Genomic DNA, 16,614 nt, shown 5'->3' with positions numbered 1-16,614 from the left:
CTGTTTAGCAGCCCTAGTGAAAGGCCTGGTGAGAGCCTGTTCTGTCTTGCCACCACTGCATCGCTTCGCGCATGCTCAGATTTTCCGCCGCGCCGTGCTCGGCCATAAGTGAACGCAGTACCAGGTTGTTTAAGCGGTGCCCCGAGCGCTGCCCGTGGTAACTTGCCAGCAGGTGAGGCCCGGCCAGGGCCATATCGCCAACGGCATCCAAGCATTTGTGACGCACAAACTCATCGTCAAAACGCAAACCACCCTCGTTCAAGACCTTGCCCTCATCAACCAGCACGGAATTTTGCAGGGAACCGCCGCGGGCATACCCGAGCTTTTGCAAAGCCTGCACATCATCTTGAAAACCAAAAGTTCTGGCACCGGCTAACTTCTGCTCAAACAGACGCCCGGCAACAACGACTTGTTTGCTCTGCGAACCTATCGCGCGATCATCAAAGTCAATATCCACCCGAACTCGCGGCAAAGCCGAAGGTTTTAAACTGACGCTGGCATTGCCGTCGGCAACCTGCACCGGCTTTTGCACAACCAGTGCCCGGCGCTCAACGGTTTGTTTTGTTAACCCTACCTGGCGAATCTGGCGCACAAAAGGCAGGGAACTGCCATCGAGGATCGGCACTTCCGGACCGTCGAGTGTGATATAGGCGTTGTCCACACCACAGCCGCGCAGCGCGGCCAATAAATGTTCGATGGTGCTGACCCGAACACCGAGCTTGTTGATAATAGTCGTCGACAAAGTTGTTTCACCGACGCTGAACCAGCGCGCAACCACCTCGGCATTGCCGTGCAACACATCGCGCCGGCGAAAAATATAGCCGCTGTTTTCATCGCCCGGCTGTACGGTCATGGAGACTTTCATGCCGCTGTGCAGCCCCCTGCCAAGACAGTGAAAAGAATCGGCCAGGGTGTGCTGATAAAAACTTAAACCGGTATCAAAATACGTGCTGCTCATAACAGTCTCCACTCAGAAAGCAGGCCCTAGCTTATTAGGCAACAGCAAGCCTGAATTGTTTCTGAACGCCACGCGCTTGACCCCAGCTGCCTATCGGCGAAAATGGAGTTCTTGATCAAGGTGGAGCAAGACCATGCAGCCGAGTACGCTGTCTTCCTGGGCCCTGTTAATCTGGCAGGAACTTAAAGAACGGGGCCACAACCCCAAAGCTGTGTTTGATCAGCTGTCGATGGACGCAGGCATGCTGAGCCAGAACATGGCCCGCTATAAAATGGAAAGTATGATTGCCCTGTGGGGCAAAGCCTATGAGCTAACCGGTGACGACATGTTCGGTATCAAGGTTGGTGAGCGCTGGAACCCAACCACCTTTCACGCACTTGGCTTTGCCTGGCTCGCCTCAACTTCGTTGTTAGAAGCCTTCCAGCGCCTGGCGCGCTACTGCCGCCTGCTAAACGACGCGCTCGATATTCGTGTCTACAGCGAAGCCAGTAATTATCGTTTCCGCCTCGGCCTACTCGATGCAGCACAGGGCATTAAAGCTCACCCGCTGGCTTACGAAGCTTCGCAAATGACCTGTTTAAAAATGTGCCGCATGTTGCTCGGCGATGATTTTACTCCTCTTGAAGTCAACTTTAAGTACCCGCGCACGCCTGCGACTCAAGAGCTTGAAAATCGCTTTGGCTGCAATATTGTTTGCGATGCCGAACAAAGCGACTGGTTAATTAGCCACTTTGATATGCACCGCAGCATCGCCACCGGCAACGACGAACTCGCACAAATGAACGACAACGTCGCGCTCAAGTATTTAAGCCAGTTAGACAAAAGCCAAATCTTGCCAGCCCTGCAACACGCCCTGATCGAAGCTTTGCCCTCCGGTGAAGTCAGTGAAAATGATATTGCCGCCAAACTGCATATGAGCCCGCGCACCTTACAGCGCAAACTAGAGGCCGAGCAGCAGACCTTTTCATCTGTGCTAAACGAGCTGCGTAAAAAACTGAGCCGCCACTACATCGAAACGAGCAGCTTAAGCCTGACAGAAATTACCTATTTACTCGGCTTTTCTGAACAAGCTAGCTTCACCCGAGCATTTAAGCGCTGGTACGAACAGACCCCAAGCCAATATCAAAAATCACTGCCCCAAAGCGCTTAATGACCGATTCTAGTTTCACCCTCGGGGTACTAACCCTGGTTTTTTGTATTTTTAGTAGCGCTTGTTTAGCCGACAACACAGTAGTCAGCGAAGATGAAGACGACGATGGCAAAAGCTGGTTTGCCGCACCGGGCCTTTATTATTCAGACTATTTAGATTTAGCTATCGGTGCGGGGGCTTATATAAGCGGTTTTCGCCAGCCTCAGGAAAGTTTTTTTGTTTCCGCCTATACCAGTAAAAGCGGCTCGAGAGGGCTGTGGTTTTACAGCTACCAAAGCCAACTGCTTGAGCGCTTGTTTCTCGACAGCAGTTTGCACTGGGGTTGGCGCCACGATGTTAAAGTATTTCGCGACGGCAACCCCAATTTCAGCGATGAGGTCGCCGGCAGCAATGACAGCAGCAATAAAAATTATGTCGAATCAACTGGCGAAGATGCCTACTTTAATTTGAAATTTTATTATGTGCTGCCATGGGGCGACGGGGAGAGCAGTGGCATTCACGAGTTTCACACCTACAAAGGCCAACTGGTAAAAGAAACTGCAGCAGGTGGCAGCTTTTTTAACCCCAAGCGTTCCGGGCGTTTTTTTATCGGCACCGAACTGTTTGCTCATCGCCAGCGCTTTGATGACCAATATAACTCCAGCTATAACAAACACAGCAGCGGCGTGCGCATATCCGCCCAGTATGACAACCGCAATTGGAGTGCCCAGCCGAGCATGGGCTCCAATCACAAGCTAACCTTAAGCCGCGATTCTGGCAAATTCGACAGCTCTGGCTCGTGGACTAAAATCGAACTCGATATGAGCAAGTACTGGCCACTCGGCCCAAGCAGCTGGGCCAAAGACAGAGTTTTAGCGATGAATTTTTACAGCGCCGATGTCACTAGCTGGAGCTCTGGCGGCCGCCCACCAGAATTTGAACAGCCAAGTCTCGGCGGCTACGACAGGTTGCGGGCAATGCCTTATCGCCGCTATCACGACAGGTCGGCCATTTATTACGGCCTGGAACACCGCTACACATTTAAACACAACCCGATCAATCTGCTGCCGCTGCCAGATTTTGTACCGCACTTTGATTTGCAGTGGGCCACCTTCGCTGAGCTCGGGCGCGTCAACAAGCGCTACGATTTAATCGAGCTGCACCGGGATATGCAGTGGTCCGCCGGGGTTGGGCTGCGCGCCAATCTGCAAGGCTCTGTTGGGCGCATGGATGTGGCCAAGAGCGATCACAGTTGGGGCCTGTATCTAAGCGCCGCCTACCCCTGGTAACGCGTGAATGCTACTCGCCGGGCTAAATGCGCTAATAATGAAAACTCAAACCGAGGCGAAACGCCTCGCGCTCTCGGTTGTAGTAGCGAATAACTTCACTGTAGCCCCAAAAGTACTGCGCAAAAATTGTCGGTTTAAATGCTTTAAACGGTTGCCGGTAGTGCAAACCAATCACACGCTGGCCGCGCTCAAAATCCAGCCAGCCGTCACCGGGCACTAACTTAAAGCCGATATCCAACTCGTTGTTTTTCCAGTCGATGGCGTTGCGCAAGGTGAAGTTCATTTCCCACGGGCCAATATAGTCGTTGATATCTTTATTATTTTTGCTTTTTTTCAAATCACTGAATACTGTGCTTGTCCACAACAGCTGCTTGCCGCCGGGCTCAAACATGGTATTAAAACGAACTTGCCATCGATCCCAAGCCCGGCTCACTTCACCTTGCTCACCATTGCTGCGGTGAAACCAGCCAGCGTCAACTGAAACCAGCGGCCCCTTATCCAGCATCAGCCGATAAAAGGCCTCCGGCATAAAGTTGTTATCTTCCGCCGGCAGGTGCTCGTGATAAATATCCCACAATACCAAGTTGGTATAAGCGAGGTAGAGCTCATCAATAATGCGGTACTTAAAGCTGTACTGCAGCATTAAATCCTCATCATTGAGAATTGCATAGTTTAATCTATACAAAGAGAAGTCTTGCTCTTTATTGCTGCCAACGATGGAATCTTTGACTTTTGCTGAGCGTTTTTTTTCGCCTTCAAGTTGCTGCTGATCGGAGCTGGGCGCATCGAGAGCCCACAGCGCCGGAGATATAAAAAGCAGCACAACCAGGCAATATTTTTTTATTAACATTTACTTCTCTTATTTTTTATTTATCTGTACAAGTAAAAATCACACACTTAATTGCCGGCAAAACCTGAACGCGGCAGTTGCGGCAACTCATCAATGCAGGCGTGAGCATAACTCAAAGCGCCAAACTCGGGTGCCAGTTTTGATTTGTGCAGTTTGCGCTGCAGATCGATACTTAAGTAGTTGCGCAAGCGCTCGGCAACACTGCCAACCAGGGCAACAGAACAGGCATTATTTTTTTCCAGTATAGCGAGCAAGCGTTTTACATAGTCCTGCGCTTCGTCCAATAGTGCCAGGGCCTGAACATCGCCGTGATCGGCAGCATCAAATACCAGTGGCGCCAACAGAGCGACATGGCTCTGCCTTGCCGCCCCCATAAGATCGGCCAACTCCGTTGCACTGTGCACACCGAGTTTGTGCTGAACGCGCGCAACCAGCTCCCCCGACGGCGCCAGGCCATCTAAAGCCAACAAAACTTGCTGAATGGCACGCATGCCAAACCAGGCTCCACTCGCCTGATCGCCAAAAGGGAAACCATAACCACCCCAGCTCTGCTGGCGACCATCCTTCAGGGAAAAAGCACACGAACCGGTACCGAGTACAATCACCGCACCGTTTTGATCGTCGTGCGCCGCTAGGCAGGCAATATGTAAATCCGTGGTCACAAACATATGCAGCCACGGGTGCACCCAGCTTTTCATCTGTTCAGCAGCTCGAGGCATATTCATGCCCGCCAAGCCCATGCCCACAATCAATTGGCTCTGGTCACTCAACTCGGCTTCTGCACAGGCAAAATCCACTGCATCGTGAATGGCGTTGATCGCCTGATCCCAGTTTTGATGAATATTGGCAGGCCCGGCAATGCCCCTGCCAAGCACGTTGTTATTGGCATCGGTAACTATCGCCCGGCATTTGCTGCCACCGCCATCGACACCAACAAAAAAAGGACCTTTGTTTAAGCTCATTTTCTTTTCCTTTTGCTAAAACAGATAGTCAAAAAGCACCGAGCTCCTTAACCACCAAACAAACACACTTGTCGGAATTAAGACCAAAGTTCTGGGCCCTAAACAATAAAACGTGTTCTCCGGCCTTTTAGCCAGAGCTGCTGCAAATCCAGGTTTTTATTTAGCTCCAACAGTGAAGCCTCTTTGCCCGGCTCAATGGAACCCAGTTTGTCATCGAGCGCCATCATTTCAGCCGGATACAAACTGGCCATATTAATCGCTTCGCTCAAATCAAGCTGAAGTTTATCTACGCAGAATCTTACTGCACTGAGCATATCTAAATCGGAACCGGCCAGGGTTCCATTTTTTGTGAGGCAGCGCCCAGCCTCAACGGAAATGTCTTCGCCGTATAGTTTGAAGTGCTTATCTTCAGCGCCGACACTTGGCATAGCATCCGTGACCAATACGACCTTGCCTTTGCTTTTACAAGCCAGCGCCAGGCGTAAAGCGGCTTCGTGTACGTGGTGGCCATCGGCGATAATGCCAACCCAGGCATGCTTGTGCTCGAGAGCAGCGCCAACCACACCGGGCTCGCGGCTTGTCAGTGGACTCATCGCATTAAATAAATGAGTAAAACTCGATACCCCACATGCAAGTGCATCGCAAACCTGGTCGTAGGTCGCAGCGCTGTGACCGACCGCGACCACCACACCGCGCTCAACCAACGCTCTTATGCATGCACTGCTGTTTTTTTCAGGGGCCAGGGTAATTAAAGTAGCGCCTGTGCTTAACGAGCTGCACAGTTCAACTGAACCTTCATTGAGCGCACAAAAATAATCGGCCTTGTGCACACCGCGGCGCTCACTATTTAAAAAAGGGCCTTCTAAATGAATACCGACAACAGAGCTCTGCTGCTCGGCCATATTTTCTTCAACCGCTTCGATAGCCTTGGCAACAGCGCTGAGCTCATCGCTAATAAGCGTCGGCAACATCGCCGTTGTACCGTAGCGCAAATGAGCTTCGGCTATTTTATTTAGGCCCGGGCTACTTAGCTCGTCATTAAATAAAACACCAGCACCGCCATTCACTTGCGTATCAAAAAAGCCCGGAACAAGAAAGTTACCGGCTAAATCGATGCGTTTAGCCGCCGCTGGAATTGCTGAATAATCGACAAGCGCTTCGATATGCTTGCCGTTTAGCAACAGCGCAGGGCCGTCGAGCCAACTTCCGTTGCGCTGATGGATGCGAGCGTTTAGCAGGGCTTGAAGCATAAAGAAATCAAAATAAATGTGTAATAACACGCAATTTACAGCATCCAACTGCACTGTAAAGGCGAAGAACAGAAGATATGTGAAAGCCGCCGCTTTTTTAGCCGGCAGGCATACCCCTAAGCTAGCCGGGCATGCTTGCCTGGCGCACGCAGAATCTAAACTAAAGCATCGGCACTAGCTTTAATATCAAAAGACAAATACTGCGTGTGATAACTGGAAAGTAACTCGCCTAATAACAGACACAAGGCGATAAAGATAAGAACAAAGTAAAGCCAAGGCGGCCGAAAAAGACCGGCAATACTGGCAAAAAAAGGCATCCATTGCTTCATGCTCACCCCCTGAGCGCGCTCTCCTCCTAGAGAGCTTGTCGACCAACAACAAGCTTAGCCGAAGCAATAGTACTCCTATGTTTATTGAAAAAAAAGCAGCAGATTTGCGCCAGCTAAACACTCACTGTCGCTGGCGCAAATAGCACACCGTTAATAGGGCAGCTCGTAAGCTAGCGGTACAGAAAAGCTAAACTCGCGGCCTACAATACCCTCGGGTATCGCGGGGAACGGCGACGCTTTCTCAACGGCCTTGAGCGCTTGTTTATTAAACATCGTGTGAGCACTTTCTTTGGTGATTTTCACATCGGTGATATAACCACTGCGGTCAATGCTTACTTCTAAGCGAACTTCACCTTCAATTCGGCGCTGGAACGCCTGGCGCGGCAAGGTCTGATATTTCAGCACCTGCTCTGTAAGCGAGCGGTAATAATCTTGGCGAAGCTTGATTGTGCGCTCGTCGAGCACCAGGGCAACATCGTCGTCTGCGTCTTGCTCTGCTTCAAGTTCTGCACTTTGCACGGGCGCCGGCTCTGCAGGTTTGGCTTCTGCCAACTGAGTATCCGCTTCGCTTTGCGCTGCCACCGCTTCCTGTGTTGGGCTTTTTGAGTCATCCGCCGTGTAAAGCTGATCAATTTTTTCCGCACTGGTAGCTGTTGCAGCAGCCGGTGCCGCGGTTTTAGCTGGCTGAGCTTTTGTCTCAACACTGCTCGGCGGCGCGCTTACAACTGGCTTGGCTTTCACAGCCGCATCGCTGCTTTCAACCTTGGCGGCAAGCGCTGAAGTACTGCTTGAAGCAAGCTTGGCAACAGGCTTGGCCGCAGCTGCTGAGCTTGCGCTTGCGCTTGCGGCTTTGGCCGGCGCCGCAGTTTGCGCCTCAACAACACTTTCTACTGCCGGTTGCTGCCACGCGGCCACGGCGCTTTTGCGGGCATCGCTTGGCGCCACCCCCTGATAACGAGCCAGCAAAACTTCGTCGACATTTCCCGCTGCAAGCATGGCCGCACGGAAATCTGAACTCAGCGGCACATCGCCAACCCAGGTCGCCAACAACAGGCGAAAAAACTCATCCGATCGCAAACTCAACAGCTCAGTGCCGTTTAATTTAATCACCGTGCCCTCGGCGGGGCGATAATCAACAACCAGCCGGTCACCGGTTTTTAAAGACGACTTCAGGCTTTTACCCAAGTTGCCCAAGGCTTCAACCTGGGCATTTAGGGCTGCCGCCTCGCTGTTCACCGTTAAGTTTTCAATCAGGCGCGACATAAAACGGCGCTGCGTAATGCGCGGTGCAACTATACGCATTTCCATTCGTGCGGCGGCATCGCTGCTTAACAGTGACGATGGCTCGGACACAGGCGCATCAGTATAAAGCGCGGCGATAAACTGATCTTTACCCAAGTTTTGGTAAGTACTTAAGCCGTTGAGCATTGCCGCGTGGGCGCTGCCTGCAAGCAAGCTAAAAACGATTAGCAATAGACGATTCATACAACTTAACATGCTCTATTACTCTTCGATCAGGGCTTCCTTAAATACAAACAGCTTTGGCTGACTCAATGAATTTACGTCAAACACAAAGCGGTAAAGCTCACCGTCATCCTCTTTCGGGATGCTGTGCCAGTGCTCTTTGTTAAACAGCTCAAACAACTGGTGACCAGCCTTAACCTTGACCTTAACGGTGTAAAGTTTGTCGCCGAGGTAGTCCATTTCAACTTTGCCGAAGCTCTCTTTAGCAACTAACTCAACTTTTTTAAGTGGCGCTTTACCTTGATTGCCGAGCGCCTTTTGGCCAACTAAACCGGCGAGGCGCGACGATGCCCACTGAATTTGTTCTTGAGAGCCCTCGTTTAGGTAGGGCCACTGACCGCTTACCATCGCTTTGCTGGCTTTGGATGCCGAGCTTTTCTTAACCGTTGTTTTAGCTCCCGAGCGATAGTTCGCCATCATTGAGCGGTACTGCTGATCGAGCACTGGCAGCTCTACCGCCAGTTTCGCTTCCACAGCTTTAAGCTGATCGCGCTCCGAAACGAGCGTTTGCACACGGTCATTTGCACGGTTATAGAGCACGGCGGTATCAGTTGCAGCTTTGACGTTCTCTGCTGAAGCATCCTTCTCAGCCAAATCAAATACGCGCAACATCTGAGTTTCTACACGTTCTAGGTTTTTTTCTGCCTCGCTCAGTTGTTTGTTCAACTGCTTCAGGCGAGTGCTGTTTTGCTGCTGCTGTTCACGCTTAGAAACTAAACTCCGTTCTAATTTCTGCAGTTCCTTTTCACTCTGTGCAACAGCGGCAGGCGCTTGCACAACAGCAAAAAAAGTAAAAAGAAGGGGCAGGGCCTTGGCCAGTGGGCGCAACATCGAGGTCTCCGGGGGGCTGATGGGATGGATCTTGAGGTGGCGCACAATACCACAAGACTATTTTTTGTACAGACATAAACCGTTCCAATTTTTGCGCTTATTCACAAATAGAAACATACGTTTGATTTTTATACTCAAATGGCAGTATTTACGGAAATGACGCTAAAAATTTTTATTGATCATTTTTAAACCAATGTTATTATGCGCGCGCTTGTCCATACATTGAAGTATTGGTAAGGAAGCAAAGCAGCCCTCCTCGGCACCTACTACACGGATCATCTTCGGCATTTCGCCCCTTCGGCCAAGCTAGACCCCGCTTACGCGGACGGAAATCAATTTAATTGGAACAAATGATGAGCCCGAAGCTTCTGCAAAAGACTTTGCTTGGCGCTGCGATCAGCAGTGCTTCTCTGTCGGCAATAGCCGCAGAAACGACCTTTAATGGTTTTGCCTCCGTTGTCGGTGGTATTGCCCTCAACCAAGAAACCCTGCCTTTCGGCTGTAAAGCGATGTTTGCTGCCGACCCCGGCTATATTGGCCTAGCCGTCGGTGAGCCAGGCACTACCTGTGAGGGTGACCTCGACCCAACCAACCAAGCTGGCGCAAGTACCACTTCAGTTAACCGCAAAGCGGCCTATTCTGATCAGCTTAGCTTCACACCAGACAGCAACTATGGCCTGCAGATCAAAAGCGACCTGAACAATGGGTTAAGCTTTACCGCCCAGCTGACTGGCCGCGGCTCTAAAGACTTCCAGGCAGAGCTCGAATCGGCTTATCTGACTTACGACTTTACGCCAAACACGACTTTGCAAGCCGGTCGTCAACGCCTGCCGCTGTATTACTACAGTGACTTCTTTGACGTAGGTTATGCCTACCACTGGATTCGCCCACCGATCGACGTTTATGCAAATACGCAAAACACCTTTGAAGGTGTCAGCCTGACCCAGCGCGCCAGTTTTGGCTCATGGTCAGCTCAGGGCCGTATTTACACCGGCTCCGCATATAACCCGCTGAGCCGCTTTGGTGACTCCTCAACCGACTCACTGACCGGCGGTTTACTTGAGGCGAGTAACGACTACCTTCGCCTTCGCGCCTCCTATGTTCAGGGTGACTTCTATGTTAGGGGAACTCTGACAGATAAAAGCAATGAGCAACCTGGCTACTTCGGCTCACTTTCTGCGCACCTTACTCTAGGTAACTTCTTTGCTCTGGTCGAGGGTACTGCCGGTGGTTTCCACGACGACGACGCCTACTTCAGTACTACGCCAGTCACCGATGTTATTAACCCGGTTGACCCGCGTACCTGGGACAGAGGTATGACCGCACTCGACTCAGCGATGATTAGTGCCGGTTGGATCTTTGGTGACTTTACCCCGCACATCACCTACTCACAGAACACTCTGGAGTTAGCAATTATTAACCCACTCAACGGCAAGCCAATCGACAACGATGAATTGTATGTTGCTGCAAGCACGTGGACTTATGGCTTGCGCTGGGATTTCCACCCAAGTGCTGACTTTAAAGTTGAATACAGTGCACGTACTGATGACAGCGGCTCTCTGTTTGTCGCTAGCGAAGGCAAAACTCAGGGTGTTGACGTACTTTCCATGGGCTTTGACGTAATCTTCTAAATAAGGTGGCAGGAATGAAACTAGATAAAGTAATAAAAAGTGCCACCCGAAGCCTGCTTATCTTAGCTACTTTGGTTGCCTTTAGTGCCCACGCGGGCATCGCAGTAATTGTGCACCCAAGCAATACCGATACGCTCGACCGCAATGATGTTGCACATATCTTTTTAGGTAAAACTAAAGCCTTCCCCAGTGGCCGCAAAGCGGTACCGCTTGACCAAGGTGAAGATTCTTTGTTGCGTGCAGCATTTAATCAAACTGTACTGAAGAAAAGCCCGCAGAAGCTTCGTAGCTACTGGGCAAAACAAATGTTTACCGGCCAAGGTGAACCGCCAAAGGTTGTCGACGGCGATGCAGCCATGCTCAAAGCCGTTGCTGAAAACCCTTCAGCAATTGGTTATATCGAAGACGTAAATGTCGACGACAGCGTGCATGTTGTCTACCTGTTTTAATACAACGTCAGTTGTTCCCAAGCCCGCCTAGTGCGGGCTTTTTTTTGCCTCTTTTTTACCTCTTAGTTTGCCGAACGATAGCTAAGCCCGCCCAGGCAAATACCCAAAGCCCAATTTATTTTTTGCGCGCCAGGTTTAAACAGGCCTGTGGCCTTGAGCACAAAGTAAATAATAGTCATTGTCTTTTAACGATAGGCCACCTAGCATGGGTGCCCCATTCGCTTTTCCGTACTCTTATGATGCTTTCGATTATTTCGTTGCGACAGTTAGCTGCCGGCGCCTTAACCTTGACTTTGATGGCCTGTCAGAGCGCCACTACTACAAAGACAACAGCTACGGCCGGTAACAGTGCTGTTGGCTATATCGAAATTTATGACCAGCGCGCGCTCGAATTTATCGATAGCAAGCGCCCGGCAGAAGTGTTAGCCGGTAATTTTGAATGGACTGAAGGCCCTCTGTGGGTGGAAGACGGCAACTATTTATTGTTTTCAGATATTCCCCGCAACATGGTGATGAAGTACAAGCCGGACAGCGCCGAACTCAGCGTTTACCTCGACAATTCCGGCTGGACAGAAAACACCGAACTCAGTGGTTACGGCTCCAACGGCCTGCTGCTTAATGAACAGGGCGAGCTGGTTTTAATGCAGACGGGGCAGCGCCAAGTGGCGGTGATGGATGCTCCGCTCGACAGCCCCAAACCCAACTATCGCAGCCTTGCCGCGCGCCATCACGGCAAGCGCTTTAACAGCCCCAACGATGCGGTATTTCACAGCAACGGCGACCTGTATTTCACCGACCCTGGCCACGGCCTGAACCCGGCCGACGGCCGAGTCAGCGAACTGGGCTACAGCGGTGTTTACCGCATTGATACTAACGGCGAGCTTTTATTACTTGATGACAGCCTAAGCTTTCCCAACGGTATCGCTTTATCGCGCGATGAAAAAACGCTCTATGTCGCCGTTTCCGATGCCGACAAACCCGCTTGGTATGCATTTGATGTACAACAAGACGGGCGCCTGGCCAACAAGCGCCTGCTGCACGATGCCAAGCCGTATTTAAAAGATGGCGAACATCACGGCCTGCCCGACGGCATGGTGCTACACAGCAGCGGGGTTTTATTTGCAACCGGGCCCGGTGGTGTTTGGTTATTTGATGAACAGGGCAAGGTACTTGCGCGCGTCTTTACCGGCCAGCTGACATCTAATGCCGAGCTGAATGCCGATGAAAGCATGCTCTACCTAACAGCCGATGACTACCTGATGCAGTTGCCGTTAAATAAATAAGCGAGTGCTCATCCATATACCTGTTGCTCACCCAGCACCGACTATGACAAAGATCTAGACGCGCCGTTAACCCATACATGGGGGCTCGACGACAGCATCCCTGCTGTCTACGGTCTAGCTCTTTGCCATTCAGCCGCGGCAGAATTTCAAAGTTCTGTTGAAAACAACGGCCGCTCGCTATCGAAGCCCATTAATTTTACCCGGCAAACTATAAAAAGAAGCTATACGCCGGATTGGAGCTCTCATCCCAATAGCTATAACCGAGCTCGTCGAGCAGGGCCTCAAGGTCTTTGCGCTCTTTGGGCGGCACTTGCAAACCAACTAACACCCGACCAAAAGCCGATCCGTGATTGCGGTAGTGGAACAAACTAATATTCCAGCGCCCGGCCAAACGGCTTAAGAAATTCAACAAGGCCGCGGGGCGCTCTGGAAATTCAAAACGATAAACACACTCGTCATCGGCTTCAGGGGCTTTACCGCCAACCATGTAGCGCGTGTGCAACTTGGCCATTTCATTGTCGGTCATATCGACAACTTCGTAGCCGGCCTCCTGCAGTTTAAGCAGAATTTCTTCTCTATCGTTGTTATCTGGGCTTACCTGAATACCGACAAAAATATGGGCCTGTTCGTTGTCGCGATAGCGGTAGTTAAACTCGGTAATCGCACGGCGGCCGAGCTGCTGGCAGAACTTTTTATAAGCACCGGGCTTTTCCGGTATCGTCACCGCAAAAATAGCCTCGCGCTTTTCACCAATTTCCGTGCGCTCGCTGATATAGCGCAGCCTGTCAAAATTGGTATTGGCGCCGGAGTCGATAGCGACAACGGTTTTTCCGTGCCAATCGTTATCGGCGACGTATTTTTTTAAACCGGCAAGCGACAACGCTCCGGCCGGCTCGGCAATGGAGCGGGTATCTTCAAAAATATCTTTTATCGCCGCGCACATTTCATCAGTGCTGGCGGTGATCACCTCGTCCACACACTCTTTTATCAGCCGGTAGGTTTCTTTGCCTATCTGGGCCACAGCGACCCCTTCAGCAAACAAACCGACGTGGCTTAAAGTGCCGCGGCGCTTTTTATCCCAGGCCAGCTTTAAGCAGGCACTGTCTTCGGCCTCTACCGCAATAACCTTGGTTTCGGGGCGCACGTGTTTGATATAGGCCGCGACACCGGCGCACAAACCACCGCCGCCAACAGGTACAAACACGGCGTCGATGTCGCCGCTGTACTGGCGCAGAATTTCCATGCCGACGGTGCCCTGGCCGGCAATCACATCGCCATCGTCAAAAGGGTGCACATACGTTAGGCCTTTTTCTTCAACCAGCTTGTTAGCGTGATCGGCCGCTTCATCATAGGTATCGCCAACCAAAACAGCTTTGGCGCCTCGGCGGCGCACGGCATCAACTTTAATCTGCGGCGTTGTGCGCGGCATAACAATTGTGGCGTTAACGCCGAGATGCTTGGCGGCAAGCGCTAAACCCTGGGCGTGGTTACCGGCTGAGGCCGCGACCACACCTTTTTCTTTTTTGTCTTCGCTGAGCAGGCGCAACTTATTGTAGGCCCCGCGAATCTTAAAACTGAATACCGGCTGCAGATCTTCGCGCTTTAACAGTACCTTGTTGTCGCAGCGCGCACTAATCAACGGCACTTCATCGAGCGGAGTTTCGATAGCAAGGTCGTAGATTCGCGCATCGAGTATGCGCTTGATATAGGTCGCAGGCATGGTAAAGCTTCTTCGTTAAAGTCCGCAGGCTAAAGATCGGCAAGTCTAAAGCAAAGGCCGGCTTGAGTCATGGATGAGTCGGGCAAAGGCGCGCTAAAAACGCTAAACTTCGCGATCTGGAGCAATAATGTGTGTAACTCGCACTGAATACAAGGCAGGCTCTGCCTCACAAGAAAACAAGAGATGAATAAACAAGATCAACTAAAACAACAAGTTGCCAAGGCCGCCATCGACTACGTCGTGCCCAAACTTAAACAAAACGATGTGCTCGGCATAGGCACCGGTTCAACGGCCAACTTTTTTATCGACATGCTCGATGGCCACCAAGATAAGTTCCGCGCGGCAATTGCCAGCTCCGAAGCCTCAGCCGAGCGCCTGGCCAAAATAAACGTAGCGGTGCTCGATATGAACGATGTTGAACAGCTTGCGTTTTATGTCGACGGCGCCGACGAGAGCAACGGCCAACTACAGCTAATTAAAGGCGGTGGCGCCGCGCTGACTCGTGAAAAGATTGTTGCCTCGATCGCCAAGCAGTTTGTCTGCATTGCCGACGAGAGCAAGTGGGTCAATACTCTCGGTGCTTTCCCCCTGCCCGTTGAAGTGCTGCCAATGGCTCGCGAAGCCGTCGCCCGCCAGCTCGAAAGCCTCGGCGGTGAACCCGTATGGCGCAAAGGCTGCGTGACCGACAACGGCGGCCACATACTCGATGTACACGGTTTACAAATCGCCGACGCAATCAAAACCGAAACCGAGATCAACCAGATGGTTGGCGTCATCACCAACGGCCTCTTTGCCCTGCGCAAAGCCGACGTAATGCTGCTCGGCCGCGAAGACGGCGTACAAATAATCTACCCCGGCCTCGGAACCTAAACACACGCGGCAAGAACCTGCATTTGCGACGCGCTGCATAGGCCACAATTTCAGGCCTATGCTACAATTTGCCCCGCTTAAGCGGGGCCAAAGCCCAGCGCTAGCGGCACATTGCCAACCACACAAAGGCGACATAAGCGCCGCCACAACCCGGCGCCCAAAAAACGATTGCAGGAGGCAAACTAAATGCAGACAAGGCCGTTACCCAATCAAGGGCTCAAAGCTCTATGAGCCAGACAGAGCAACTTAAACAGCTGCTCTGGCAGCCACTAGCAGACGGCAGCGTGCCCAAGGTCTTTGCCATCATCGACTGCGCCCGCGACAAACGCCTCGAACCACTGATCAACAACTCTGGCTTAAAACACGAGTGCCTGTACGAAGGCAAACTCAATTACGCACTCAAACGCGCCGCGCCGCATATAGTGCAGCTTACAAGCGATAGTCTCTTTACTGAAACACTGCTCAGTGAAGGTTGGGGACAGGCCTGGGGCATTTATTACCTATGCAAACCCGACGTGACCTTGAGTCAACTGCGCAATGGCTGCAGAAGAATATCTAAAGTGAAATCACCCGAGGGGAAGACCTTAGTGTTTCGCTATTATGATCCGAGGGTGCTGCGTACCGTAGTACCGACCTGCGACGTTCAACAACGCAGCGCAATTATGGGGCCAGCTTGTTCGATAATGGTAGAAAACAAAGATGGCAAGCCTGAGGTCCTTCAAGCAAAGCCGTTACGGTACACAGAAACAGCCCCCCGAAAATAACGGACTCTCAAGGCAGCATAAACATTACGCTCTAGACGCGAAGCCACAAACTATGAGAATTCTGAAAATTACATATATATCTGAGCCCATCACCATTAACCATAGAAGCACCGGGATCAGCTGAGGAGCATTACCACATGGAATCGTTAAATCCAGAGTTAATACGAAAGGTCGTAGCTGAGCTGCGAATCTCACCGCTCATTGAGCTTGACCCGAACGACAGTAAAAATCTACAAGCCCTTGTAAACCAAGCTTTTGAGAAAGCACAAGGCTTTGAACTAGCAACAGATGACACTGAAGTTCTAAAAATGCTAGCGCTTTGTATTAACCACTGGGGCCCACAATTTGACACTCAAGCATGGGCAAAAGAAATTCTAAGCGATACAAGCAATGAATCGCTCGCGCGCATACATGAACTACATACCTACAAAATATTCCAAGATGCTGGCTCAGATGCAACTGACTTTGCAAGCTACTGCATATTAAAATTCAAGCGACGAGTGCCAAGTACAGAGTATGAAAACGAGGAAATACATTTCGCATCGGACATGGCGCTAGCTATTGCCAAAAGCTATGGCATTAATGATTTATTAAATAGCTATATGTGCCTAGAGATGCTGCTCATCATAGGTGGGAACTTTATGGAAGATGAGCGTTGCCAAGCCATTCAAGAGATTTTTCAATCCCCCACCCTAAGCGCAGATGAAAAAATCAAGCAAAGCTATGATTGGCTAGCCAAAAATATTGAAAAAATTTATGCCCAAGCATAGATAGC

16 protein-coding genes are annotated in these 16,614 nt (G+C 51.1%); 8 read left to right on the top strand and 8 right to left on the bottom strand.

Going from position 1 to position 16,614, the window contains the following annotated elements:
• Positions 1-13: 13 nt before the first annotated feature.
• Positions 14-958 (bottom strand): UDP-3-O-acyl-N-acetylglucosamine deacetylase, encoded by a 945-nt coding sequence (gene lpxC, locus CFK45_RS13905; RefSeq protein ID WP_096087048.1) that lies wholly within the window; start codon positions 956-958, stop codon positions 14-16.
• Between the two features lie 133 nt (positions 959-1,091).
• Between lpxC and CFK45_RS13900 the strand changes: the two genes are divergently transcribed.
• Together CFK45_RS13900 and CFK45_RS13895 are read left to right on the top strand one after the other, a co-directional pair.
• Positions 1,092-2,108: an AraC family transcriptional regulator gene (locus CFK45_RS13900; RefSeq protein WP_096087047.1), complete on the top strand. Its 1,017-nt coding sequence runs from the start codon at positions 1,092-1,094 to the stop codon at positions 2,106-2,108.
• A complete protein-coding gene (locus CFK45_RS13895) occupies positions 2,108-3,376 on the top strand; it encodes a BamA/TamA family outer membrane protein (RefSeq protein ID WP_096087046.1) in 1,269 nt (422 codons plus the stop codon). The genes CFK45_RS13900 and CFK45_RS13895 overlap by 1 nt, the downstream gene beginning before the upstream one ends.
• A gap of 31 nt (positions 3,377-3,407) precedes the next feature.
• Here the strand turns inward: CFK45_RS13895 and CFK45_RS13890 are convergent, their stop codons facing one another.
• The 6 genes from CFK45_RS13890 to CFK45_RS13870 form a co-directional block, all read right to left on the bottom strand.
• Positions 3,408-4,226 carry a phospholipase A gene (locus CFK45_RS13890; protein WP_096087045.1) on the bottom strand — a complete coding sequence of 273 codons (819 nt, stop codon included), beginning with the start codon at positions 4,224-4,226 and terminating at the stop codon, positions 3,408-3,410.
• Between the two features lie 47 nt (positions 4,227-4,273).
• Positions 4,274-5,188 (bottom strand): glucosamine kinase nucleotide-binding domain-containing protein, encoded by a 915-nt coding sequence (locus CFK45_RS13885; protein ID WP_096087044.1) that lies wholly within the window; start codon positions 5,186-5,188, stop codon positions 4,274-4,276.
• 98 nt (positions 5,189-5,286) lie between these two features.
• Positions 5,287-6,438, bottom strand: a complete 1,152-nt coding sequence (nagA, locus tag CFK45_RS13880; protein ID WP_096087087.1) for an N-acetylglucosamine-6-phosphate deacetylase — start codon at positions 6,436-6,438, stop codon at positions 5,287-5,289.
• A gap of 155 nt (positions 6,439-6,593) precedes the next feature.
• Entirely contained in the window at positions 6,594-6,767 is a 174-nt protein-coding gene (locus tag CFK45_RS18505; protein ID WP_158224712.1) for a hypothetical protein, read from the bottom strand.
• 150 nt (positions 6,768-6,917) lie between these two features.
• A complete protein-coding gene (locus CFK45_RS13875) occupies positions 6,918-8,252 on the bottom strand; it encodes a TonB family protein (RefSeq protein ID WP_158224711.1) in 1,335 nt (444 codons plus the stop codon).
• An 18-nt stretch (positions 8,253-8,270) separates the two neighbouring features.
• Complete coding sequence (locus CFK45_RS13870) at positions 8,271-9,122, bottom strand: hypothetical protein (protein ID WP_096087042.1); 852 nt, start codon at positions 9,120-9,122, stop codon at positions 8,271-8,273.
• Between the two features lie 353 nt (positions 9,123-9,475).
• Between CFK45_RS13870 and CFK45_RS13865 the strand changes: the two genes are divergently transcribed.
• The 3 genes from CFK45_RS13865 (at position 9,476) to CFK45_RS13855 (ending at position 12,485) form a co-directional block, all read left to right on the top strand.
• Positions 9,476-10,753, top strand: a complete 1,278-nt coding sequence (locus CFK45_RS13865) for a hypothetical protein (protein ID WP_143247596.1) — start codon at positions 9,476-9,478, stop codon at positions 10,751-10,753.
• Between the two features lie 14 nt (positions 10,754-10,767).
• Positions 10,768-11,202, top strand: a complete 435-nt coding sequence (locus tag CFK45_RS13860; RefSeq protein WP_096087040.1) for a type 2 periplasmic-binding domain-containing protein — start codon at positions 10,768-10,770, stop codon at positions 11,200-11,202.
• 236 nt (positions 11,203-11,438) lie between these two features.
• Complete coding sequence (locus CFK45_RS13855; RefSeq protein WP_096087039.1) at positions 11,439-12,485, top strand: SMP-30/gluconolactonase/LRE family protein; 1,047 nt, start codon at positions 11,439-11,441, stop codon at positions 12,483-12,485.
• Between the two features lie 208 nt (positions 12,486-12,693).
• Here the strand turns inward: CFK45_RS13855 and ilvA are convergent, their stop codons facing one another.
• The gene (ilvA, locus tag CFK45_RS13850; protein ID WP_096087038.1) at positions 12,694-14,205 is read right to left on the bottom strand and encodes a threonine ammonia-lyase, biosynthetic; all 1,512 of its coding nucleotides are present in this window, start codon (positions 14,203-14,205) and stop codon (positions 12,694-12,696) included.
• A 183-nt stretch (positions 14,206-14,388) separates the two neighbouring features.
• On the opposite strand from ilvA, the gene rpiA reads away from it, so the two are divergent.
• From rpiA to CFK45_RS13835, 3 genes are all read left to right on the top strand, one after another.
• Positions 14,389-15,075 (top strand): ribose-5-phosphate isomerase RpiA, encoded by a 687-nt coding sequence (gene rpiA / locus CFK45_RS13845; protein WP_096087037.1) that lies wholly within the window; start codon positions 14,389-14,391, stop codon positions 15,073-15,075.
• 227 nt (positions 15,076-15,302) lie between these two features.
• Positions 15,303-15,839, top strand: coding sequence for a DUF4123 domain-containing protein (locus CFK45_RS13840; RefSeq protein WP_096087036.1), 537 nt, complete (start codon positions 15,303-15,305; stop codon positions 15,837-15,839).
• 137 nt (positions 15,840-15,976) lie between these two features.
• Complete coding sequence (locus CFK45_RS13835; RefSeq protein ID WP_096087035.1) at positions 15,977-16,609, top strand: hypothetical protein; 633 nt, start codon at positions 15,977-15,979, stop codon at positions 16,607-16,609.
• Positions 16,610-16,614 lie beyond the last annotated feature (5 nt).

It is taken from the genome of Agaribacterium haliotis (assembly GCF_002312815.1).
Taxonomy (GTDB): Bacteria; Pseudomonadota; Gammaproteobacteria; order Pseudomonadales; family Cellvibrionaceae; genus Agaribacterium; species Agaribacterium haliotis.
The sequence above is the reverse complement of the archived record's forward strand: the minus strand, read 5'-3'. Positions and strand labels throughout refer to the sequence as shown.